Source organism: Kocuria sp. CNJ-770 (assembly GCF_001942375.1).
Taxonomy (GTDB): domain Bacteria; phylum Actinomycetota; class Actinomycetes; order Actinomycetales; family Micrococcaceae; genus Kocuria; species Kocuria oceani.
This window is the reverse complement of the sequence record NZ_MKJW01000089.1, coordinates 169087-190746: the sequence shown is the minus strand read 5'-3', so window position 1 is coordinate 190746 and position 21660 is coordinate 169087. Positions and strand designations below refer to the sequence as shown.

The 21660-nt window shown below is 73.0% G+C and carries 24 protein-coding genes and 1 pseudogene; 17 read left to right on the top strand and 8 right to left on the bottom strand.

Annotated features, from left to right (window positions below; genetic code table 11):
* Positions 1-129: 129 nt before the first annotated feature.
* Together BJF77_RS08750 and BJF77_RS08745 are read right to left on the bottom strand one after the other, a co-directional pair.
* Positions 130-519, bottom strand: a complete 390-nt coding sequence (locus BJF77_RS08750; protein ID WP_047805071.1) for a universal stress protein — start codon at positions 517-519, stop codon at positions 130-132.
* 41 nt (positions 520-560) lie between these two features.
* Positions 561-2024, bottom strand: coding sequence for an APC family permease (locus BJF77_RS08745; protein WP_075871891.1), 1464 nt, complete (start codon positions 2022-2024; stop codon positions 561-563).
* Positions 2025-2151: 127 nt separating this feature from the next.
* On the opposite strand from BJF77_RS08745, the gene BJF77_RS08740 reads away from it, so the two are divergent.
* Complete coding sequence (locus BJF77_RS08740) at positions 2152-3219, top strand: nitronate monooxygenase (RefSeq protein ID WP_075871890.1); 1068 nt, start codon at positions 2152-2154, stop codon at positions 3217-3219.
* A gap of 104 nt (positions 3220-3323) precedes the next feature.
* Here BJF77_RS08740 and BJF77_RS08735 read toward each other — a convergent pair whose 3' ends face one another.
* Positions 3324-4850 carry a peptide MFS transporter gene (locus BJF77_RS08735; RefSeq protein WP_075871904.1) on the bottom strand — a complete coding sequence of 509 codons (1527 nt, stop codon included), beginning with the start codon at positions 4848-4850 and terminating at the stop codon, positions 3324-3326.
* Between the two features lie 159 nt (positions 4851-5009).
* Here BJF77_RS08735 and BJF77_RS08730 point away from each other — a divergent pair, with 159 nt between their 5' ends.
* The gene (locus tag BJF77_RS08730) at positions 5010-5621 is read left to right on the top strand and encodes a dihydrofolate reductase family protein (RefSeq protein ID WP_222844983.1); all 612 of its coding nucleotides are present in this window, start codon (positions 5010-5012) and stop codon (positions 5619-5621) included.
* Between the two features lie 54 nt (positions 5622-5675).
* Here BJF77_RS08730 and BJF77_RS08725 read toward each other — a convergent pair.
* Both BJF77_RS08725 and BJF77_RS08720 read right to left on the bottom strand, forming a co-directional pair.
* A pseudogene (locus BJF77_RS08725) lies at positions 5676-6502 on the bottom strand (aldo/keto reductase).
* A 279-nt stretch (positions 6503-6781) separates the two neighbouring features.
* Positions 6782-7555: an NAD-dependent deacylase gene (locus tag BJF77_RS08720; RefSeq protein ID WP_075871889.1), complete on the bottom strand. Its 774-nt coding sequence runs from the start codon at positions 7553-7555 to the stop codon at positions 6782-6784.
* Between the two features lie 132 nt (positions 7556-7687).
* On the opposite strand from BJF77_RS08720, the gene BJF77_RS08715 reads away from it, so the two are divergent.
* From BJF77_RS08715 to BJF77_RS08675, 10 genes are all read left to right on the top strand, one after another.
* Positions 7688-8098, top strand: a complete 411-nt coding sequence (locus tag BJF77_RS08715) for a hypothetical protein (RefSeq protein WP_075871888.1) — start codon at positions 7688-7690, stop codon at positions 8096-8098.
* Positions 8099-8135: 37 nt separating this feature from the next.
* On the top strand, positions 8136-8288 hold the full coding sequence (locus tag BJF77_RS20515) for a hypothetical protein (RefSeq protein ID WP_158041214.1): 153 nt from the start codon (positions 8136-8138) through the stop codon (positions 8286-8288).
* A gap of 91 nt (positions 8289-8379) precedes the next feature.
* Complete coding sequence (locus BJF77_RS08710; RefSeq protein WP_075871887.1) at positions 8380-10305, top strand: proton-conducting transporter membrane subunit; 1926 nt, start codon at positions 8380-8382, stop codon at positions 10303-10305.
* The gene (gene mbhE, locus BJF77_RS21585; protein WP_075871886.1) at positions 10260-11342 is read left to right on the top strand and encodes a hydrogen gas-evolving membrane-bound hydrogenase subunit E; all 1083 of its coding nucleotides are present in this window, start codon (positions 10260-10262) and stop codon (positions 11340-11342) included. Before BJF77_RS08710 ends, mbhE begins: the two co-directional genes overlap by 46 nt.
* On the top strand, positions 11342-11788 hold the full coding sequence (locus tag BJF77_RS08700; RefSeq protein WP_075871885.1) for a sodium:proton antiporter: 447 nt from the start codon (positions 11342-11344) through the stop codon (positions 11786-11788). The genes mbhE and BJF77_RS08700 overlap by 1 nt, the downstream gene beginning before the upstream one ends.
* On the top strand, positions 11785-13290 hold the full coding sequence (locus tag BJF77_RS08695) for a monovalent cation/H+ antiporter subunit D family protein (RefSeq protein WP_075871884.1): 1506 nt from the start codon (positions 11785-11787) through the stop codon (positions 13288-13290). Before BJF77_RS08700 ends, BJF77_RS08695 begins: the two co-directional genes overlap by 4 nt.
* Positions 13287-13688, top strand: coding sequence for a Na+/H+ antiporter subunit E (locus BJF77_RS08690; protein WP_075871883.1), 402 nt, complete (start codon positions 13287-13289; stop codon positions 13686-13688). Before BJF77_RS08695 ends, BJF77_RS08690 begins: the two co-directional genes overlap by 4 nt.
* Complete coding sequence (locus BJF77_RS08685; protein WP_047805062.1) at positions 13685-13942, top strand: monovalent cation/H+ antiporter complex subunit F; 258 nt, start codon at positions 13685-13687, stop codon at positions 13940-13942. Before BJF77_RS08690 ends, BJF77_RS08685 begins: the two co-directional genes overlap by 4 nt.
* Positions 13939-14340 carry a monovalent cation/H(+) antiporter subunit G gene (locus BJF77_RS08680; protein ID WP_053005195.1) on the top strand — a complete coding sequence of 134 codons (402 nt, stop codon included), beginning with the start codon at positions 13939-13941 and terminating at the stop codon, positions 14338-14340. The genes BJF77_RS08685 and BJF77_RS08680 overlap by 4 nt, the downstream gene beginning before the upstream one ends.
* Positions 14337-15029: an MOSC domain-containing protein gene (locus BJF77_RS08675; RefSeq protein ID WP_075871882.1), complete on the top strand. Its 693-nt coding sequence runs from the start codon at positions 14337-14339 to the stop codon at positions 15027-15029. The genes BJF77_RS08680 and BJF77_RS08675 overlap by 4 nt, the downstream gene beginning before the upstream one ends.
* Here BJF77_RS08675 and BJF77_RS08670 read toward each other — a convergent pair.
* Positions 15022-15678, bottom strand: coding sequence for a hypothetical protein (locus BJF77_RS08670; RefSeq protein ID WP_083665038.1), 657 nt, complete (start codon positions 15676-15678; stop codon positions 15022-15024). The genes BJF77_RS08675 and BJF77_RS08670 overlap by 8 nt on opposite strands.
* A 67-nt stretch (positions 15679-15745) precedes the next feature.
* On the opposite strand from BJF77_RS08670, the gene BJF77_RS08665 reads away from it, so the two are divergent.
* The 4 genes from BJF77_RS08665 (at position 15746) to BJF77_RS08650 (ending at position 19472) form a co-directional block, all read left to right on the top strand.
* On the top strand, positions 15746-16234 hold the full coding sequence (locus BJF77_RS08665; RefSeq protein ID WP_047805059.1) for a MarR family winged helix-turn-helix transcriptional regulator: 489 nt from the start codon (positions 15746-15748) through the stop codon (positions 16232-16234).
* A 60-nt stretch (positions 16235-16294) separates the two neighbouring features.
* On the top strand, positions 16295-16783 hold the full coding sequence (locus tag BJF77_RS08660; protein ID WP_083665037.1) for a DoxX family protein: 489 nt from the start codon (positions 16295-16297) through the stop codon (positions 16781-16783).
* A 217-nt stretch (positions 16784-17000) separates the two neighbouring features.
* Positions 17001-18872 carry an ABC transporter ATP-binding protein gene (locus tag BJF77_RS08655; RefSeq protein WP_075871880.1) on the top strand — a complete coding sequence of 624 codons (1872 nt, stop codon included), beginning with the start codon at positions 17001-17003 and terminating at the stop codon, positions 18870-18872.
* A 3-nt stretch (positions 18873-18875) separates the two neighbouring features.
* A complete protein-coding gene (locus BJF77_RS08650; RefSeq protein ID WP_047805057.1) occupies positions 18876-19472 on the top strand; it encodes a DUF421 domain-containing protein in 597 nt (198 codons plus the stop codon).
* Here the strand turns inward: BJF77_RS08650 and BJF77_RS08645 are convergent.
* Complete coding sequence (locus BJF77_RS08645) at positions 19429-20001, bottom strand: DUF664 domain-containing protein (protein ID WP_047805056.1); 573 nt, start codon at positions 19999-20001, stop codon at positions 19429-19431. The genes BJF77_RS08650 and BJF77_RS08645 overlap by 44 nt on opposite strands.
* A gap of 29 nt (positions 20002-20030) precedes the next feature.
* Positions 20031-20594, bottom strand: a complete 564-nt coding sequence (locus tag BJF77_RS08640) for a DinB family protein (RefSeq protein ID WP_047805055.1) — start codon at positions 20592-20594, stop codon at positions 20031-20033.
* Positions 20595-20699: 105 nt separating this feature from the next.
* On the opposite strand from BJF77_RS08640, the gene BJF77_RS08635 reads away from it, so the two are divergent.
* Positions 20700-21656: a YafY family protein gene (locus tag BJF77_RS08635; RefSeq protein ID WP_047805054.1), complete on the top strand. Its 957-nt coding sequence runs from the start codon at positions 20700-20702 to the stop codon at positions 21654-21656.
* Positions 21657-21660 lie beyond the last annotated feature (4 nt).

Genomic DNA, 21660 nt, shown 5'->3' with positions numbered 1-21660 from the left:
GGGTCCGGCACCAGCCTAATATTTCGAAAACAGAAATAACACGTGGTGCTCAGGGGCCCGGTCCGGCGGCCGCCGGACCCGGGTCCGGCACCAGCCTAATATTTCGAAAACAGAAATAACACGTGGTGCTCAGTCGTAGACGGCCTTCACGCTCAGCACCGGGCAGGGGCTCTCGAGCAGGACGCGCTGGGCGGTGCTGGCCATGATGATCTTGCCCACGGGGGAGCGGCGGCGGATGCCGAGCACGATCAGCTCGGCCTCCCGCTCCCGGGCGGTGTCGAGGATGACGTCCGCGGGGTCGCTGTCGTGCTCGGGCTCCCGCAGCTCGTAGCGCAGCCCCGAGCGGGTGAGCTTCTCCCGCTCCACGTCGATGTCGGCTCCCACCTCCGGGGTCTGGTGGCGCTTCGGCCGCGGCTGGACCACCACGAGGTCGGTGCCCCGGCGCTCGGCCTCACGGATCGCGGCGTCCAGCGCCGCGTGTCCGGGGGCGGTGGGCATGTATCCGACGACGACGGTCACGGTCTCTCCTCGCGTAGGGCCGCCAGGAACGGCGGACCGGGTCACAGGGTGCGGTGCGGGTCCCCGCCCTCGGGCTCGTCCTCCAGCCGGGCGAGGTCCTCGGGGTTCTCGAACCGTACCTTGCGGCCGAGGAACAGGCGGTCGTAGAGGAAGTTGACGATCCACAGGCCCAGGCCGATCAGCAGCAGGACCACCGCGATCTGGTACTCGATGAGATCCTGCGCCCACGGCCCCACCAGGTAGGCGCAGGTGATCGCGCCCAGGTACGGCAGGACCCGCGGGGCGTGGAAGTAGTCGTGGGTGGGTCCGTGGTCCTTGCGCAGGATGATCGCCGCGATGTTCACGATGGTGAACACCCCGAGGAGCAGGAGCGCGGTGGTGCCGCCGAGGGCGCTCGCCGTCCCGCTGCCGAGGAGGTTGTTGATCACCACGATCAGGCCCATGGCGAGCAGCGTGGTGAACACGATCGCGGACCACGGGGTCCGGCGGCCGTGCAGCACGTGTCCCAGGAAGTCCGGCAGCACCCCCTGCCGCGCCATGCCGTAGAGCAGGCGGGAGGCCATGAGCATGTTGATCAGCGCGGTGTTGGCCACGGCGAAGATCGTCAGGAACGGGTAGATGGTGTCGATCGGGATGTTCGGGGCCCCGATCCGGACCATGTCCAGCAGCGGCGTGGTCGACTCCCCGAGCACGCCGATGGGCACGACCGCCACGGTGAAGATCGAGACCAGGATGTAGACCACGCCCGTGAGGCCCAGGCCGAAGAGCATCACGCGCGGGAAGTCGCGGCTGGGGTGCTTGGTCTCCTCGACCATGTTGACGGAGTCCTCGAAGCCCACGAAGGAGAAGAACGCCAGCGAGGTCACGGCGGTCAGCGCCAGGAAGATGCCCTTGTCCTCGGAGGTCTCGAAGACCACGGTCTGGCTGAAGTCGGCGTTGCCCTGGAACGCCGCCCAGAACCCGACGAGGATCACGATGAGCAGTCCGGTGAGCTCGATCGAGGTGAGGACCACGTTGAAGGCCAGCCCCTCGGTCACGCCGCGGATGTTGATCGCGGCCAGGATCGCGATGAAGCTCACGGCGATCACCGTGATCCCGGTGGTGCCCACGTCCAGGCCGAAGCCCCGGGCGAAGTTCGAGGCCACGGCGGAGGCCGCGGTGGACGCGGAGGTCAGCCCCGAGCTCAGCACGGCGAAGGTCACCAGGAACGTGACGAAGTGGATGCCGAACGCCTTGTGCGTGTACAGGGCCGCGCCCGAGGCCCCGGGGTACTTGGTCACCAGTTCCAGGTAGGAGAACGCGGTGATGGTCGCCACGACGAAGGCCACGAGGATCGGGGCCCAGGCGGCGCCGCCGATCTCCCCGGCGATGCTGCCGGTCAGGGCGTACACGCCGGTGCCGAGGATGTCCCCCACGATGAAGAGCAGGAGCAGCCCCGGGCCCATCACGCGTTTGAGCTCCGGCTGCGGGCGGGACCGGGTCTTGGAGTCTGCTGACTGAGCCATCGGATGCCTCGAATCGGTCGTGCCCGGCCCACGCCCGGGCGGACGGTGATCTGGGCACAGCCTATGCCACGGCCGGGGCGCGGTGCAGGGGATGACGCGGACCGTGCGTGTTCCTAGCCTGGGTGTCATGACCAGCATCGCGCCCCGCTTCCGGCTGTCCGATCTCTCCGTGCCGTTCGTGGGCGCCCCGATGGCGGGAGGACCGTCGACGCCCGCGCTGGCGGCGGCGGTCAGCGCCGCCGGCGGCCTGGGGTTCCTCGCCGCCGGGAACCGCCGGGCCGAGGGGGTCCGCGCGGACGTCGAGGAGGTCCGGGCGCTGACGGGCGGTCCGTTCGGGGTGAACGTGTTCGTGCCGCAGGCTGCGAACACCGCCGCGCCGGGCCCCGCCGTGGACCCGGCCGTGCACTTGTCGCTCGCCGCCTACCGGGAGGCGCTGCAGGAGACCGCGCGGGACCACGGGGTCGAGCTGCCCGCCACGGACCCGGCCGACGACGACGGCTGGGCGGCCAAGCTCGAGCTCCTCGAACGGCTGCGGGTGCCGGTGGTCTCGTTCACCTTCGGCCTGCCGGCGGCGTCCGTCCTGGAGCGGCTGGCGGCGGTGGGCAGCACGACGTCCGTCACGGTGACCTCGGTCCCGGAGGCGGAGGCGGCGGCCCGGGCCGGTGCCGGCCTGCTGACCGTGCAGGGCCCGGCCGCCGGCGGCCACCGGGGCACGCACCGCACCGAGGACGTGGCGGGCGAGGAGCCCCTGGCCGAGCTCGTCGCCGCGGTCCGCGCCGCGGTCGACCTCCCGCTCGTGGCGGCCGGGGGCATCGCCTCGCGCGCGGACGCGGAGGCCGCCCGGGCCGCCGGGGCGGACGCGGTCCAGGTCGGCACGCTGCTGCTGCGCACCCACGAGGCCGGGACCTCCGCCGCGTACCGGGAGGCCCTCGGCTCGGGCCGCTACCGGGAGACGGTCGTGACCCGGGCGTTCTCCGGCCGCCTGGCCCGCGGCCTGCGGAACGGGTTCGTCGACCGCTACTCGAATATTGCTCCAGCGGCATATCCGGAGGTCAACCAGTTGACGAAGCCGCTGCGGGCGGCAGCGGCGGCCGCCGGGGACCCCGAGACCATCTCGCTGTGGGCGGGTCCGGCCTTCGCCGCGGCACGGGAGTGCCCCGCGGCGGACGTGGTGGCGCAGATCGTCGGCACCTGAGCGGCAGCCCGTCCTCCGGCGCCGGAGCGCCGGAGGACGGGAGCGGGCGACCGCCCGCAGTGACGCGGGGCCCGGCCGGCGCCGCCCCGCGGATCCAGCTCCGGTCAGCGCACCCCGCGCATCCGGCGGCGGATCCAGGGGGAGAGCACCAGCAGGCCCGCGCCGATGACGATCGTCACCGCGCCGAGGACGCCGAAGTAGGCGGCCTCCGACTGCTCGCTGTAGTACCCGGCCAGGGACCCGGACAGGGCCGTGCCCAGGGCCACGGAGAGGTAGAACAGGGAGACCATCAGCACCGGGTAGGCCCGGGGGGCCAGCCGGGTGGACAGGGACAGCCCGACCGGGGAGACCAGCAGCTCGCCGAGGGTGGCCACGAGCAGGATCAGCGCCGCCCACAGCACCGGCACGGAGGACACCCCGACCATGGGCAGGAAGATCAGGAACGCCGACCCCATCAGGACGATGCCGAGACCGAACTTGGCGGGAGTCGACGGCTGCCGCTCGCCCAGCCGCGTCCACAGCACCGCGAACACCGGGGCGAGCAGGATGATGAAGAAGGGGTTGAAGGACTGCACCCAGGAGATCGGCATGGTCCAGTCGCCCAGGGTCCGGTCCAGCCGGGTGTCGGAGTAGATGGTGATCACGGTGAACTGCTGCTGGAAGAGCGCCCAGAACGCGGCCGAGCCGATGAACATCGGGATGAACGACCGCACGCGGGAGCGCTCGTCGTCGTCGACCTTCGCGCTGGTGAGCAGGAGCACGAACAGGGCCACGGCCGCCAGCACGGTCACGACCACCACGACGTCCGCCAGGTTGGCCGCGTTGAGCACGCCCGTGAGCACCGCGGCGGCGACCACGGCGAGCGCGGCGAGCGCGACGCCGATCCACCGGCCGTACGCGCTGCGGGGCAGGGGGTTGGGCACGTGGTGGACCTCGCCGGGCAGCCGGCGCCGGCCCAGTGCGTACTGGGTGAGCCCGAACGCCATGCCGATCGCGGCGAGGCCGAAGCCGAGGTGGAAGCCCCAGGTCTGCTGGGCGAGGCCGGTCAGCAGCGGGCCGGTCAGGCCGCCGATGTTGACGCCCATGTAGAAGATCGAGAACCCGGCGTCCCGGCGCGGGTCGCGGCGCTCGTAGAGGGAGCCCACGAGGTTGGTGATCGTGGCCTTGAGCCCGCCCGAGCCGACGGCGATGAGGATCAGCCCGATCGCCAGGCCGGCGACCGCGGGGAGGAGGGCCAAGGAGATGTGCCCGGCCATGATGAGCACGCCGCTGACGAACATGGTGCGCTCGGAGCCCAGCAGCCGGTCGGCCACCCACCCGCCGAGGATGGCGAACAGGTAGACGGCGCCGCCGTAGGCGCCCACGATGCCGGCGGCGGTCGACTGTTCGATGCCCAGCCCGCCCTCGGTCGTGGCGAAGTACATGTAGAGCAGGACGATGCCCTGCATGCCGTAGAAGGAGAAGCGCTCCCACAGCTCCACGCTGAACAGGTTCGCCAGCATGCGGGGCTGTCCGAAGAAGGTCTTCCCTTCGGGGCGGGGCAGGTCCGCGCCCGGGACGTTGTCGGGGTTGCCGTGCGGGGCGGCGGCGCTGGTGGTGCCGTCGCCCGCCCGGGAAGTGTTGTGTTTCATGACCACCATGGTTCACCCGTCGGCCGGTCCCGCACCAATCGGCGAGCGGGACGGGCGGGCCCCGCCCTGCAACGGTTCTGTCACGGGGCGTTCCGCGGCTCCGCCCCCGGGCTGGCGTGGGGAGCGGTCGGACGAGGGGCCGGAACGAGGAGGCGGGACGTGGGGACGGAGCGCGACGAGGACACCGGACGGGGCAGGTCCGGCTGGGCCGGGCACGTGTACATCGGGATGAGCGTGGACGGGTACATCGCCCGCCCGGACGGGGACCTGGCCTGGCTCGAGAGCCGCGGGGCCGCCGCCGCGGAGGCGGGGGCCGGGGACCTGGGCTACGAGGCGTTCCTGGCCGGGATCGACGCCGTGGTCCTCGGCCGCGTCACCTACGAGCAGGTCCTGGGCTTCGGCGACTGGCCCTACGGCGAGCGTCCCGTGGTGGTGCTGGGCTCCGGAGGCCCGGGCCCGGGAACGGCTCCTCCGGTGCAGTGGGCGCCGTCCGTGCCCCGGGCGGTCGAGCTGCTCGACGCCGTGGGTGCCCGCCACGTCTACGTGGACGGCGGCGCCACGATCCGCTCCTTCCTCGACGCCGGCCGGATCGACGATCTCGTGCTGACGCGCGTGCCGGTGCTGCTGCGGGAGGGCATCTCCCCGTTCGCCGGGGCGGGCACGGACGTCCCGCTGGAGCTGGTGGACGTGCGGTCCTTCCCGGGCGGGCTGGTCCAGGAGGCCTACCGCGTGGCCGATCCGCACCGCGCAGGAGACCGCCCGCACCGGTGAGCACCGGTGCGGGCGGTCGTCAGGGGCGGGGGACCGTCCCCGGACGCCGAGGACTCAGTTGAAGTCCTTCGGGTCCGAGCCGATGCGCCCGCCGTTGTCGAGGCCGCTGATCGCCTCGACGTCCTCGGCGTCGAGCTGCACGTCGAGGGCCGCGAAGTTCTCGCGGATCCGCTCGGGGGTGACGGTCTTGGGGAAGACCACGTTCCCGATCGCCAGGTGCCAAGCGATGATGACCTGGCCGGGGGTCGCGCCGTGCTTGCGGGCGATCGAGGCGATGGCCGGGTCCTTCAGCAGGTCGCCGCCCTGGCCCAGGGGGGACCACGCCTCGGTGAGGATGCCGTGGGAGGCGTTGAAGTCCCGCAGCGCGGCCTGGTTGAAGTAGGGGTGCAGCTCCACCTGGTTGACCACCGGGACCACGCCGGTCTCGTCGATGATCTCCTGCAGCTCCTCCTGCGGGAAGTTGGAGACGCCGATCGAGCGGGCCTTGCCGCTGTCGCGGATCTCCCGGAAGGCCTTCCAGGTGTCCAGGTACTTCCCGCGCTTCGGCGTGGGCCAGTGGATGAGGTACAGGTCCACGTACTCCAGGCCGAGGCGCTCCAGGGAGGCGTCGATCGCCTCGAGGGCGGAGTCGTAGCCTGGTCCTCGTTCCACAGCTTGGTGGTCACGAAGATCTCGTCGCGCGGGATGCCGCTGTTGGCGATGGCCCGGCCGACGCCCTCCTCGTTGCCGTAGATCATGGCGGTGTCGATGTGCCGGTACCCGGCCGCCAGGGCCTGGCCCACCACGTCCTCGGCGATGTCGGCGTCGACCTGCCAGACACCGTAGCCGAGCTGCGGGATGGTCCTGCCGTCGTGCAGGGGCAGGGTGGGGGACTGCGTCATGGACTGGGTCATGGACCGTGCCTTTCGTGGGGAACCAGCCGGTGGCTGGAAGGGGTGGGCTCCGGAACGGGGCCCCGGAGCTGGTGTCCGTCGTTCAGTCTGTGGCCGCCGGGGGCCCGTGACAAGAAGGACAGGCTGCTTTCTGCTCTCAGCTATCGGCGTCCGACGGCCGGCGCCCGGCCCCCGGTGCTCCGCCGGGGGCGCTCACCGGGACGGCGCGGGACGGTTCCCGTCGGGCCCGAGTCCGGGCCGGAGTCCGGGCCGGAGTCCGGGCTGACGTCAGGGCAGGAGGCGGGGCAGCGCCTCGGCGGAGCGGGCCCGCACGGCCCAGTCCGCGTGCGGGGTGAGGGCCGTGTCCTCGGGATTGACCTCCACGACCGGGATCCCGCGGCCGGCGGCGATGAGCGGGAGGGAGGCCGCGGGCTGCACCAGCCCCGAGGTGCCCACCACGAGCACGAGGTCGGCCTCCGCCACGGCGTCGGCGCCGCGCTCCAGGGCACCCTCGGGCAGCAGCTCCCCGAACCAGACGACGGAGGGGCGGACGGCCCCGCCGCACACCGGGCACATCGGCGGTCGCTCGCGGGTCGGCTCCTCCGGGTCCACCGGCTCCTCCGGGTCCACCGGGGACAGGCCGGGGACGAGCGCCCCGGGGAAGGGCGCGCCGCAGGCCGAGCAGCGGAAGGCGAACAGGCTGCCGTGCAGATGGGCGAGGACCTCCGACCCGGCCCGCTCGTGCAGGTCGTCCACGTTCTGGGTCACCACCTGCACCCGGGCCCGCCCGGCCCACCGGGCGAGCGCCCGGTGCCCGGCGTTGGGGCGCAGCCGGCGCAGCTGCCGCGCCCGCCACAGGTACCAGGACCACACGAGCTCCGGATCGGCTTCCCAGGCCTCGGGCGTGGCCAGTTCCTCCGGGGACCACCGGGCCCACAGTCCGGTCCCGGCGTCGCGGAACGTGGGCACCCCGCTCTCCGCCGACATCCCGGCGCCGGTGAGCACGGTGACCGTGCGGGCGGACCGGGCGAGGGCGAGCAGCTCGGGATCCAGGTCGTCCATGCCGCCCACGGTATACGCGGAGGGCCGCCGGGGCCACGCTTCGCCGCGCGGCCGGGCGCGAGCCTGGGTGCGGGCCGGGAATCGCGCGGGTGCGTTGGTCGATCCACGCGCGCGCGTGGTGGAATGGAACCCATGAAGTTCAACGTCCAGCGCGTTCTCACTCCGGCCTACCTGACCTCCATCGCTCTCATCGTGATCGGAGTGCTCCTCGGCCTGGCGTGGTACCCCGTCGCGGCGTGGGTGTTCGTGCTCCTCGGTCTCGCGCTCAACGCGATGGCCGTGTCCGTCACCGAGATCCACGACGCCCCGCGCGCGGGCGGTCGGCGCCCCACCCTGCCCGCACGGGTGTCCCGCACCCGGCGCCCCGCCGACGAGCGCGGGGACGGCCCGGAGGCCGACCCGGACACCGATCCGCTCGGAGGGATCTCCGCGGAGCCGTCCCGGGAGGGGCTGCGCCGGGCGACCGTCGAGCCGGAGGCCGAGACGGCCGCGACCCCCACGGTGCCCCACACCGGTTCCCGGGCCCACGGGCCGCGGCGCTGAGCGCTGACACCCGGTCGCCCGTGCTAGATTCGGGCTGATGAGTCCAGCCGTACGGGTCCCCGCGCACCGAGGCCACGATGTGCCCTCGACCTGCGTGCTGCTCCCGGGCGGGCGGAACCTGCCCGTCGGCACCAACGGCTACACCACGTCCTGGGGTCCGTCGCTCTCCGGATACCCCTCCGAACTCTGACACCTCCTGACCGGCCCCGGCTCTCGCAGAGGGATCGGTCCGTCGGCACCCCACCGGACCCTCCTCACCACGACCGGACGGTAATTCAGGCGTGTCCCTCCTTCTCATTCTGGTTCTCACCAACCTCCTGGCCCCGCTGGCCGGGCTGCTCGGCCGCCGTGCGGGCCGGGACGCGGGCTGGCCGATCGCCGCGGTCCTGCTGGCGCTCGCCGCGGGCCTCGTCTCGGCCTGGAACGGCCGCACCGACCCGGCAGGGGTGAGCGAGGCGGTCCCGTGGATGCCCACGCTCGGGATCTCCTTCCACCTCCGGCTCGACGGCCTGGGTCTGTTCTTCGGCCTGCTGGTGCTGGTCATCGGCGCGGTGGTCATCGCCTACTCCGCCCGCTACCTCGGCCGGGGCCGCCACGCGGCGTTCTACAGCCTGATGACGTTCTTCGCGGCCGCGATGCTCGGGCTCGTCCTGGCCGACGACGTGGTCCTCCTGTTCGTCATGTGGGAGTTCACCACGCTGTGCTCCTTCCTGCTCATCGCCCGCTCGGGACCGCACGCCCGGGACCCGGCCATCCGGACGTTCCTGGTCACCTTCGCCGGCGGGCTGTGCCTGCTCGCCGCGGCGGTCGCGATGTGGGTGGCGACCGGGACGACGCGCCTCAGCGAGATCCTCGTCGACGACGTGTGGTCCACGTCCCCGGGCCTCGCGGCGTTCGTGGCGGTGCTGATCGCACTGGCGGCCTTCACCAAGTCCGCGCAGTTCCCCTTCCACGCGTGGCTGCCCGATGCCATGGTCGCCATCACTCCCGTGAGCGCCTACCTGCACGCCGCCGCCATGGTGAAGGCGGGCATCTACCTGATGCTGCGCTTCTCCACCGCCCTCAGCGAGGTGCCGGTGTGGAACGTCCTGCTCGTCTCGGTGGGCCTGTTCACCGCCCTGATGGGCGCGGTGTTCGCCCTGCAGCGCCATGACCTCAAGGAGCTGCTCGCCTACTCCACGGTGAGCCAGCTGGGGTTCCTGACCGCGACCATCGGCATCGGCACCTCCTACGCCGTGGTGGGGGCCGTGGTGCACGTGGCCGCCCACGCGCTGTTCAAGTCCGCGCTGTTCATGTCCCTGGGCGTGATCGACCACCAGGCCGGCAGCCGGGACATCCGCAGGCTCTCCGGACTGGCCCGGACGATGCCCGTCACCGCCGTCGTGATGACCCTCGCCGCGGTCTCCATGGCGGGGCTCCCCCCGCTGTTCGGCTTCGTTTCCAAGGAGGCCATGTTCAAGGCCATGGCGGAGAACCCTGGGCCACCGGCCGCCGTGTGGCTCGTGGGCGCCGTGGCGGTCCTGGCCGCATCCTTCACGTTCGCCTACTCGGCCCGGATGGTCGTCACGATCTTCCCCGGACGCCCGGCCGAGGACCCGCCGAAGGAGGCCTCCGCCGCTTTCCTGGCCCCGGTGGCGCTGGTCTCCGTGGCCGGTCTGGCACTGGGGCTGGCCGGCGTGCTGGCGGAGCCGCTGCTCGGGGCCGCCTCCGCCGCCGTCGCCGGGCCCGACGCCGAGCCCCACCTGGGCCTGTGGCACGGCTTCGCCCCCGAGCTGTACATGTCCCTGGCGGTGTTCGCCCTCGGCGGCGCACTCGTGCTGGCGCGGAGGAGGATGGACCTCCTCCTGGACCGGGAGCTGTCGCCCGTCACCGGGGTGGGCGCGGTCGAGGCGTTCCGGAACGGCTCCGTCGCCCTGGGCGAGCGGGTCGGGGACCTCACCCGCACCGACGCCCCCTATCGGCACCTGGTCCCGCCCGTGGTCGTGCTGGTGCTGCTGACCGTCGTGGGAGTGGCCACGGTCGACGTCCCGCCGCTGCACGGCGACGTGACGGAGCCGCTGGACTGGATCCTGCTCGGCGTGGTCCTGGTGGGGGTGCTGCTGGCGCTGGGCGTGCGCAGCCGGATCGCCCTCGTGACCATCATCGGGGTGGTGGCTTCGCCGTGGCGCTGTGGTTCTTCGAGCTCGGCGCGGCCGACGTGGCGCTGACCCAGCTGCTCGTCGAGATCCTGACCGTGGTGGTGATCGTGCTGCTGCTCAACCGCCTGCCGTCCACCTTCCACCGCACGGGCAGACGGCGGACGACCCTCGCGGCCGTCGTCGCGGTCCTCGCGGGCGCCGCCGCCGCCGTGGCCGTGTGGTCGCTCACCGGCCGCCGCGGGCTCTCCGACGCGGGGCAGTACTTCCTCACGGAGGGCGAGGCGGAGACCGGCGGCACGAACGTGGTGAACACGATCCTCGTCGACTTCCGCGCCCTGGACACCCTGGGCGAGCTCACCGTGCTGGGCGTGGCCGGCATCGCGATCGTCGTGGCCCTGGAGTCGCGGGGCCTGCTGCCCAAGCTGCACAGCCCCGTCACGGAGCCGGCGGGCTCCCCGATCAGCGACGCCGAGGACAACACCATGATCCTGCGGGTCGCGGACCGTCTGCTGGGACCGGTGATCGTCGTCCTGTCCCTCTACTTCCTGCTCCGCGGGCACACCCAGCCCGGCGGCGGGTTCATCGCCGCGCTCATCGGCGCGGCCGGCATCGCCCTCGTCTACCTCGCCGCCCAGGACGACCGCGTCAGCCGCCTCGAGCTGCCCTACCTGAAGCTCATCGGCGCGGGGGTCGTCGTCGCGGTGGGCGTGGGCCTCCTCGGCCTGGCCGAGGGCTCGTTCCTCCGCCCGCTGCACTTCTACGTGCTCGACGTCCACATCACCACGGCGCTGATCTTCGACGTCGGCGTGTACCTGGCGGTGGTCGGCGTGATCCTCGCGGCGATCAGCCGCCTGGGGGTGGAGGAGAAGGAGCCGCCGCCCCTCCGGCGGGTGGGCTCCACCGCGGTGCCGGTGCCGGGTCCCCGCCCGACCAGCACCACGGCCGAGCCGCACCACCCCAGCACGGCGCCTCTGGACCGCAGCAGGGTCCGGGTCCTCGAGCGGCAGTCCGGACGCGCGACGGAAACCGCCACAGGGACCGCCGCGGGGACGCCCTCCGGGACCTCCGCCGAGGGCACCGACCGACACCGAGGAGACGATTCCTGATGGCACTCGCACTGACGGTGGGCGTGCTCATCGGGGGCGGCGTGTTCATGATGCTGCGGCGCGGCATGGTCCGGCTGATCATCGGGTTCGCCCTGCTCAGCCACGGCGTGAACCTGCTGATCATGGCGGCCGGCGGCGTGGACCGGCGGGGCGAGCCCCTGGGGGCCTCCCCGGACCCGGCGACCACGGCGGACCCGCTGCCCCAGGCGTTCGTGCTGACGGCGATCGTCATCGCCTTCGCGATCACCATGTACATGCTCGTGCTCGCCGTGACCGGCGACGACGACGACGACACCGACCTCGAGCTCACCGGCCGGGAGATGGAGACCCCTGACCTGATGGACGACCCCGCTGACAGCACCGGGACGCACCGCGACGCACCCGCGGGAACGGGCCCGCTGGGCGTCCGCCGCGAGCGGGGACCGGGGCGGAGTGGTCGCGCATGACCGCGGACCTGATCCCGTTCTTCGTCATCGTCCCCCTGCTGGCCGCCGGCGTGCTGGTGCTGGCCGGGAACTCCCAGCGGATCGGCAAGGCGGGGCTGCTGGCCGTCCTGGGCGCCGACGTCGTGTGGGCGGTGTGGCTGCTGACCACCCTCCTGGACGGCGACACCGTGCTGGCCCACCGCATCGGCCTCTGGCCCACCGGCGTCGCCATCCCGTTCGCCGCCGACCTCTTCACCGCGCTGATGCTCACCGTGACCGGCTTCGTGACCCTGATCACCTGCTGGTTCGGGGTGGTCTCGGGGCAGGCGGAGAAGCGCTACTTCGGCCCGCTGGTGCTCGTGCTCACCGCAGGCTTCAACGGGGCCCTGCTCACGGCGGACCTGTTCAACCTCTTCGTGTTCATCGAGGTCATGCTCCTGCCGTCCTACGCGCTGATCATCCTCGCCCACCGCGGGCGGGGACGACTGATGCAGGTCACGTCCTCGCGGATCTACGTGAGCGTCAACCTGCTCGCCTCCACGATCTTCCTCGCCGGCGTGGGGCTGGTCTACGGCACGGCGGGCACCGTGAACGTGGGCGAGCTGGCCGGCCGGGCGGCGGAGTCCACCGCCGTGGCGGTGTCGGTCGCGGTGGTCCTCTCCGCCCTGGCGGTCAAGGCGGCCGTGGTGCCCGTGCACGGCTGGCTGGCACGCACCTACCCCTTCATGTCGCCCACCGTCACCGCGCTCTTCTCGGGGCTGCACACGAAGGTCGCGGTCTACGCGATCTACCGGATCTACGCCGTGATCTTCGACGGCATGGCGCAGTACCTGTGGATCGGGGTCGTGGTGTTCTCCGCGAGCATGGTGATCGGCGTCCTCGGCGCCGTGGGGGAGCGGGACGCGCGCGCTGTCCTCGCCCACTCCACGGTGAGCCAGATCGGCTACATCCTGCTGGGCGTCGCCCTGTTCGGAGCCGTGGGCCTCACCGCGGGCATCTTCTACCTGCTGCACCACACGGTGGTGAAGGTGTCCCTGTTCCTGTCCACCGGCGCGGTGGAGATCGCCTACGGGCGCCAACCGCTGGGCGAGGTCACGGGACTGCTCCGGCGGGAACCGCTCACCGCGGTGGTGTTCTTCGCCGCGGCCATGTCCCTGACCGGGATCCCGCCGTTCTCGGGGTTCGTGGCCAAGCTCGCGCTGATCCTGGCGGCGTTCGAGGAGCAGCAGGTCGCGGTCGCCCTCGTGGCGGTCGCGGTCAGCCTCTTCACCCTCCTGTACTCGCTCAAGATCTGGGGCCGGATGTTCCTGGGGGAGCCGGAGGACTCGTCGAGCGAGGTGGTCACCGCCGTGGGCACGAAGGAGCGCCGCATCCCGGTGGGCCTCATCGCCCCCGCTCTCGTCCTGGCGGTCGTCACCCTCGCCCTCGGGGTGGGCGGTGAGCTGCTGCTCGGCGTCTCGGCCACGGCCGCGGAGGGACTCGTGGACACCAGCGCGTTCGTGGAGGCGGTGACCTCCTCGTGAAGTGGTTGACCTGGCCGTTCCGGCTGCTCGGCTTCCTGCTCTGGTACGCGTGGGCGCTGGTCCTCTCCAATGTGGCGGTGACCCAGGACGTGTTCACGCCCGGCCACCGGTCCTCGCCCATCGTGGTGCGCTACCGCACCCGGTGCCGCAGCGAGTTCGAGACCGTCCTGCTCAGCGTGCTCATCTCGCTGACGCCGGGCACCCTGACCCTGGCCACCGTGGCCCGGTCCCGTGACGGCGCGGACGGTACGGACGGCGGGGGAGAGGGCCGCACCCAGGAGTACGACCTCTTCGTGCACGCCATGTACTCGGACGGACCGCAGGACGCACGGTCGAGCCTGCAGGAGATGGAGACGCACATGCTGAACGGCATCCGAGTGGACGGGGCGCCCCGATGATCGGCATCCTCTTCGGCGTGCTGGTGCTCGCCGGCTCCGTCCTCGTCGCCGGGGTGCGGATGTTCCGCGGCCCCAACGACGCGAACCGGGCCATCGCCGCCGACCTGCTGTTCTTCGCCGTGGTGGGGCTCATCGCGCTGTTCGGCGTCCTGGCGATGAGCCCGCCGGTCTTCGACCTGGTGCTCGTCGCCACCCTCGTGGGCTTCCTGGCGACCCTGTCGCTCGCCCGTGCGCTGACCAAGGGGAGGCGATGAGTGTGGAGTTCGACCTGATCATGCACGACACCCTGTGGATGAGCATCGTGGGGCAGGCGTTCATCGTCCTGGGCGCCCTGGTCTTCCTCACCGCCACGGTGGGCATCATCACGCTCCCCGACCTCTACACCCGGTCCTCGGCGATCGCCACCGCCGCGGGCATCGGCGTCTCGTTCGTCCTCACCGGGGCGTTCTTCTTCCTGCCCGGCGTGGAGAACGCCGTGAAGCTGCTCGCCGCGGTGGTCCTGCAGCTGCTGACGTCGGCCGTGGGCAGCATGGCGCTGGCCCGCTCCGGGTACCTCATCGGCTCCGCGGTGTACTCCCCGACCCACCACAACGAACTGGACGGGTCCGACGGGGGAGCGAGCGACCACCCGGGGAAGGACGTCCGTCGGTGACCGCCCGCGTCCGCAGCGTCAACGTCGGCCGGGCCGAGGAGAACCCCGCCCGGTCCTCCCTGCCCACGGGCATCCGCAAGCGCCCGGTGGCGGGTCCCGTGGCGATCCGCGACCCCGGACCGCGCAGGGGCGGTCTCGGCTCCGGCGTGGCGGGGGACTTCATCGGCAACAGCACCCACCACGGCGGCACGGACCAGGCGGTCTACGCGTTCGCGCGCGAGGAGCTGGACTTCTGGGCGCACGAGCTGGGCCGGGAGCTGCCCGACGGCTCCTTCGGGGAGAACCTCACGCTCGCCGGCTTCGACGTCGACGACGCCCGGCTGGGCGACGTCTGGCGGATCGGGGACGTGCTGCTGCAGGTGACCGACGCGCGCATCCCCTGCGGCACGTTCCGCGGGGTCATGGAGGTGCGCGGATGGCTGCGGAGGTTCACCGAGCGCGGCCGCTCGGGCGCCTACCTCAAGGTGCTCTCCCCGGGCGCGGTGCGGGCCGGGCAGGCGGTCGACCTGGTCCGCCGGGCCGAGCACGGGGTGGGCGTGACGGACGCCTTCCGCGCGCAGACCACCGAGCGGGACCGCCTGCCGGAGCTGCTGCGGGCGGGGGAGGACCTGTGCGAGCAGCTGCGCCGGCGGATCGAGAAGGAGCGCCGCGCGGAGGCCCGCCGGGCGCAGCGGCGGGGCGTCAATTGAGGGCGGCGCCCCGGTAGACCTGCTCGACCTGCGCCTCGGAGAGCCGGGTGTCGATCACCGCGGTGCCTTCGGGGTCGTCGCGCAGGAAGCGCACCGGCCCGTGCGAGCCGACCTCCAGGAGCAGGGCCGCGTCGGCGTCGTAGACCGCCTCCACCACCGTGCGGAACCGGGAGCCGCGGACCGGGTTGACGGACAGCTCGAGGCGGGCGCGCACCCGCCCACCGTCCTCGGGCGCCTCCGCCGGGGTGCCGTCCTGCGCCGTGAGGGGCTCCAGGGTCAGCTCCCGGACCACGCCCACCCCGTGGTCGACCACGTGGGCCAGGCGGGTGCCGAGCCGGCCCTGGGCCGCGGTGAAGGCCCGGCGGAGCCGGGCCGTCCACCACAGTGCGGTGGCCACGAGGATCACGGCGATCAGCGCGAGCGGCCACGCGGCCCCGGAGCGGGACCACTGCTGCCACAGCAGGACCACGGCCAGTGCCGTGAGCAGCGGGACCACGAGCAGCATCGAGGTGCCCAGCCGCTCGCCCCACGACGGGCGGTCGGGGGCGCCGTCCGCGCCGTGCGCGGTGCTCAGGCGCTTCATCACCTGGACGTCGAAGTCGCGATCGTCCGCGGGAACGGGCCGGGGCCAGGTGCCGAGGGAGTCCATGGCTTCCATTATGGGGCGCGGGCGGTGCGGGATCGGCGGCAGGGTGCCGGCTCGTAGAATCGTGCCCATGACCGAGACCCGATGGCTGTCCCCCGAGGAGCGCGAGGCCTGGTTGGCGCTCGTGTCCATCATGTTCACCCTGCCCGGCAGCATCGAGTCCCAGCTGCAGGCCGAGGCCGACCTCAGCCTCGCCGAGTACCTCGTCCTGGCGATGCTGTCCGAGGCCCCGGACCGGCGGCGGCGGATGTCGGACCTGGCTACGGCCACCAACACCTCGCAGTCCCGGCTGTCGCGGATCGTGGCGCGCCTCGAGCGCGACGACCTCGTGGTGCGCACGGGCGACGAGAAGGACAAGCGCGTGGTGCTCGCGGAGATCACCGACCGCGGCATGGAGAAGGTCGAGCAGGTGGCGCCGGGCCACGTCGCCCACGTCCGCCGCACGGTGATCGACCGGCTGACACCCGTCCAGGTCCAGCAGCTCGCCCTGATCGGGCGCCTGGTCGAGGACGACGCCCAGGGCCCCACCGCCCGCGGGATGGCCGCCGACCAGCTGTGACCCCGTAAGCATGCGTCAACAAATGTTGTAAGGGAAAGTATATTGGGCTACGGTCGTGCCATGTCCACGACGCCCGCGCCCGAGCGCGCCACCGCCTCCCGTCCCTCCGTTCCCGCCACGGCCGCCACGAGCGCCGGCCCCACCCTCGGCCTGACCGTGCTGCGGGCCGTCCTCGGCCTCACGTTCCTGCTCCACGGCTGGCAGAAGGTCGGCGAGTGGACCCTCGCCGGCACCCAGGCCTCGTTCGCTCAGATGGGCGTGCCGCTGGCCGAGGTCGCCGCGCCGGCCGTCGCCGTGCTCGAGCTCGTCGGCGGCGCGCTGCTGGTCGTCGGTCTGGGCACCCGCGTGGTCGCCGCGCTCCTGGCCCTCACCATGCTCGGAGCCCTCGTCCTGGTGCACCTGCCCGCCGGGTTCTTCGCGGCCGACGGCGGGTTCGAGCTCGTCCTGCTGCTCGCCGCGGGCACGCTGTTCCTCGCTCTGGCCGGTGCCGGCCGCTGGTCCGTGGACCACGTGCTCGCCGGCAGGCGCCGGGCCGCCGCCCGCGCCTGATCCCACGGCGCCCGCCCCGCTCCCCGTCCGGACGGAGCCACGGCCCCCGTGCTGCTGCGTGCCGCGGCACGGGGCCGTCCTCGGCCGTCCGCCGCGCCCCCGGCCCTCCACCGCCGGTGTCGGCACGGGGGCGTAAAATCGGTCCGGCGCGGCGCGCACCACCACGGCGCCGGGCCGGTTCCAGCGCGGGCGACCCCCGCAGATCGGGGGCTCACCCATGAGCATGCAGAACTCGCCGTACATGGTCCTGTGGCGGACCGTCCAGGGCCAGGAGGTCAAGAACCGCCGCATCGACCGGGCGACGCTGCGGCGGATCGTGGTCTTCGCCCGGCCGCACCGCAAGCAGCTCACCGTGTTCCTGGTGATCTCGGTGCTCACGGCCCTGCTGGGCGTGGTCACGCCCGTCCTGGCCGGTGACGTGGTCAACGCCATCACCGGGGGAGACGACGTCTCCGTGGTGGTCTGGCTGGCCGTGGCCATCGCCGTCGTCGCGGTGCTCGACGCCGCGCTGGGCATCGTCAACCGGTGGCTGTCCTCCCAGATCGGGGAGGGGCTGATCGTGGACCTGCGCACGGCCGTCTACGAGCACGTGCAGCGGATGCCGATCGCCTTCTTCACCCGCACCCGCACCGGGGCCCTCGTCTCCCGGCTCAACAACGACGTGATCGGCGCGCAGCGGGCGTTCTCCAACACCCTCTCGGGCGTGGTCAGCAACATCGTCTCGCTGCTGCTCACCGTCGTCGTCATGGTCACGATCTCGTGGCAGGTCACGGCCCTGTCCATGCTGCTGCTGCCGATCTTCCTGGTCCCGGCCCGCGCCATGGGCGGGCGCCTGGCCCGGCTCCAGCGGGAGGCGGCCCAGCACAACGCGTCCATGTCCACGCAGATGACCGAGCGGTTCTCCGCCGGCGGCGCCACCCTCGTCAAGCTCTTCGGCCGGCCCGAGACCGAGTCGGCCGAGTTCGCCCGCCGGGCCGGCCGCGTGCGGGACATCGGCGTGCGGGTGGCGATGCTGCAGACCGTCTTCGTCACCGCGCTCACCCTGGTCTCCGCGCTGGCCCTCGCGCTGGTCTACGGGCTGGGCGGCGCGCAGGCGATCCTCGGGAACCTGGACGCCGGCGACGTCGTGACCCTCGCCCTGCTCCTCACCCGGCTCTACACTCCGCTGACCATGCTCGCCAACGCCCGGATGGACATCATGAGCGCCGTGGTCAGCTTCGAGCGCGTCTTCGAGATCCTGGACCTCGTGCCCCTGATCCAGGAGCGGCCCGGAGCCCGGGCCCTGCCCCCCGGCCCGGCGTCGGTGGAGTTCGACGACGTCCGCTTCGCCTACCCCTCCGCCGAGGAGGTCTCCCTGGCCTCGCTCGAGGACGTCGCGGTGCTCGACACCCGGGGCGGCGAGGAGGTGCTGCACGGGGTGAGCTTCACGGTGCTGCCCGGGCAGACCGTCGCCCTCGTGGGCTCCTCCGGCGCGGGCAAGTCCACCATCGCCCAGCTCGTGGCCCGGCTCTACGACGTCACCTCCGGGGCCGTGCGGATCGGCGGCACGGACGTGCGGGAGGCGACCTTCGCCTCGCTGCGGGAGACCATCGGGATGGTCACCCAGGACGGGCACCTGTTCCACGAGTCGATCCGGGAGAACCTCGCCCTCGTGCGCCCCGAGGCCACGGACGAGCAGCTGTGGGACGCCCTGGCCCGGGCCCGGATGGAGCACGTGATCCGGGCCCTGCCGGACGGGCTGGACACCGTGGTCGGCGAGCGCGGCTACCGGCTCTCCGGCGGTGAGCGCCAGCGGCTGACGATCGCCCGCCTGCTGCTGGCCGCCCCGCGCGTGGTCATCCTCGACGAGGCGACCTCCGCGCTGGACTCCACCAACGAGGCTTACGTCCAGGCCGCGCTGGGCGAGGCGATGGAGGGGCGCACCGCCCTGGTGATCGCCCACCGGCTCTCGACCATCCGCTCCGCCGACCAGATCCTGGTGGTGGAGGGCGGCCGGATCGTGGAGCGCGGCCGGCACGCGGAGCTGCTGGCCTCCGGCGGGCGCTACGCCGAGCTGTACGAGACCCAGTTCGCCGACCAGGAGGTCTGACCCGTGCTCGACGACGTCCTGGCGCGCCTCGGAGTGGATGCCGCGGGCGCGCTCGCGGTGGTGCTCTCGGCGGTGGGCATCTATCTGGCGTTCCTGCTCATGGTGCGCCTGCTCGGGCAGCGCGTGCTCTCCCGGCTGTCCACCTTCGACGCCGTCGTGGCGGTGATGCTCGGGGCCGTGGCCGGGCGCGCGGTGCTCGGGGACACGCCCACCCTCGCCGCCGGTGTGCTCGGGCTCGGCACGCTCTTCGCCCTGGAGGCCGCGTTCGGCCGGCTCCGCTCCGGGATCCGGGTGTCCGCGCTGATGAACAACCGGGCCGTGCTGCTGATGGCCGGCGACCGGGTGCTGGAGGCCAACCTGCGCCGGGTGCACGTGGTGGAGGCCGAGCTCCACGGAGCCCTGCGGAAGGCGGGGGTGCGCAACCTCGGGGAGATCGCCTGCGTGGTCTTCGAGGCCTCGGGCACGATCAGCGTGCTCCGGCGCGGCACGCCGGTGGACCCGCGGCTGCTGGCGGGCGTGCGGGACGGGGACCTGGTGCCGCGGGAGCTGCTGACGGTCACTCCTCCGGACTCCACTCCTCCCCGTCCGCCAGGGCGTTGAGCTCGTAGGCGGTCCTGCCGTCGATGCTCTCGCGCAGGATGTCCGCGTGCCCGGCGTGCCGGGCGTTCTCCTCGACCATGTGCAGCGCCACCCACCGGGCGGGCCAGGTCTCCAGGTCGGGCGGGAACCAGGGCGCCTCCGGGACGGGGATCCGCATCTCGGGATCCGCGGTGCGCAGAGCGGCCTCGACCCGGTCGGCCAGCGCGAGCAGGGCCGCGCGCAGGGACTCTGCGGTGTCCGCCGGGCGCACGGCCTCGGGCAGGACCGCGCCGGCCGCCCAGTCCGTGCCGTCCTGCGGCTGCTCCGGCGTCCGGCCGGGATCCAGCAGCTCGGCGAACGCGCCGTGCTCGCCGATGAACAGGACGTGGCGGGCCAGCGCGCCCAGGCTCATGGCGCTGGCAGAGGGCGTCGCGCGCAGCTGCTGGGCGTCGAGCCCCTGGAGCGTGGCTGCGATCTGCCGGATCTGCTGGGCGGCGAAGGCCGCGAGGGCGTCGCGCTCGTCGGTGACGGTGCGGGTGAGGAACGGCATGGTCGTCTCCTGGTGTCCGGGGAGGTGGGTCAGCGGGTGTGGGCGTACAGGTCGCGCAGCAGGGCGAGCTCCGCGCCGTGGTGGATCAGCTCGCGGTTGATGTGCAGCACCAGCGCGAGCATCGGCAGCTCCGCGTAGGGGCCCTCCACCGGTCCGCACGGGCGCGCCAGGTCCGATTCCGACAGGGAGCGCACCCCGGCCGTCCAGCGTGCGTACTCGCGGTCCAGCTGGTCCAGGGCCTCGTCGGCGGTGCCGGCGTAGGCCCAGTCCTGGTAGGAGGCCTCCGGGCCGCCGAAGTGCCCGTGGCTGCGCACCGCGAGGATCCCGACGACGACGTGGGCCATCCGCCAGGCGATGGTCGTGAACGGCGCGGGCACCGGCTCGGGGAAGGCGAAGTCCACCACGAACTCCCCGCCGCCCGCCTGCATCGGCGTGCGCTGCTCGCCCCGGGGATGGACTGTCCACGCGGACCCGCCCGTGGGGTCGAAGTGGTACTCCTCATCGGTCAGGCCCGCGAGGCGGGGCCGCAGCTGATGGGTCCAGTGCCACTCGATCTGGTCGGTGGCGCAGGCGGCGACGTCGAGGTCGGGCATGGCGGTTCCCTCCTGTTCGGGGCCCTGGGCGGGTGCGGGGCCGTGCAGCCAGTGTCCGCGCAGGAGCGGACAGATCCTGTCCGCTGGTGCGAGGACACTGGTGCCATGACCGATCCGACCCGTCGCGTCCTGCGCCTGCTCTCCCTGCTGCAGTCCCGCCCGGTGTGGACCGGGCCCGAGCTGGCCGCGGAGCTGGGCGTCACGGTCCGCTCCGTGCGCCGGGACGTCGACCGGCTGCGGGAGCTGGGCTATCCCGTGCCGGCGGACCGGGGGCACGGCGGCGGCTACCGCCTGGGGCGGGGCCGCCGGCTGCCGCCCCTGCTGCTCCAGCCGGAGGAGGCGGTGGCCGCGGCCGTGGGACTGCGGCTGGCGGCGGCCTCCGGGATCGACGGGCTGGGCGAGGCCGCGCTGCGGACGCTGACGACCCTGGACCAGCTGATGCCGCCGGGTCTGCGCGAGGAGGTCTCGGCCGTGGCCGGAGCGGTCGACGTCGTCGTCCCGCCCGGGCCGAGCGTGGACGCGGACGTCCTGGTCCTGCTGGCCCGGGCCGTGCGGACCCGGGTGCTGGTGCGGCTGGACTACGAGACCCGGGACGGCCGGCGCGCCGAGCGGCGGATCGAGCCGTACCGGGTGCTGTCCCTGGGCCGGCGCTGGTACCTGTTCGCCTGGGACGCGGACCGGGACGACTGGCGCACGTTCCGGCTGGACCGGATCCACGGCGCGCGCACCACCACGTTCCGGTTCGTCCCGCGCCCGGTGCCAGACGTGGAGGAGCACGTGCGCCGGTCGGTCACCACCTGGGCCTACGCGCACACCGTGCGGGTGCGCCTGCTCGTGCCGCTGGAGCGCGCCGGGGAGGTCGTCCCGCCGCAGGCGGGACGGCTCACGGCCGACGGCCCGGGCGCGTGCGTGCTCGAGGCGGGCGGGGACGACCTGGCCGGGATCGCCCTCCACCTGGTGCGGACCGGCTTCGAGCTGGAGGTCCTGGACCCTCCGGAGCTCACCGCGGTCCTGCAGGAGATGGGGCGGCGGATGCTACGGGCGGTCCCGGGACCCGGGTGAGGGC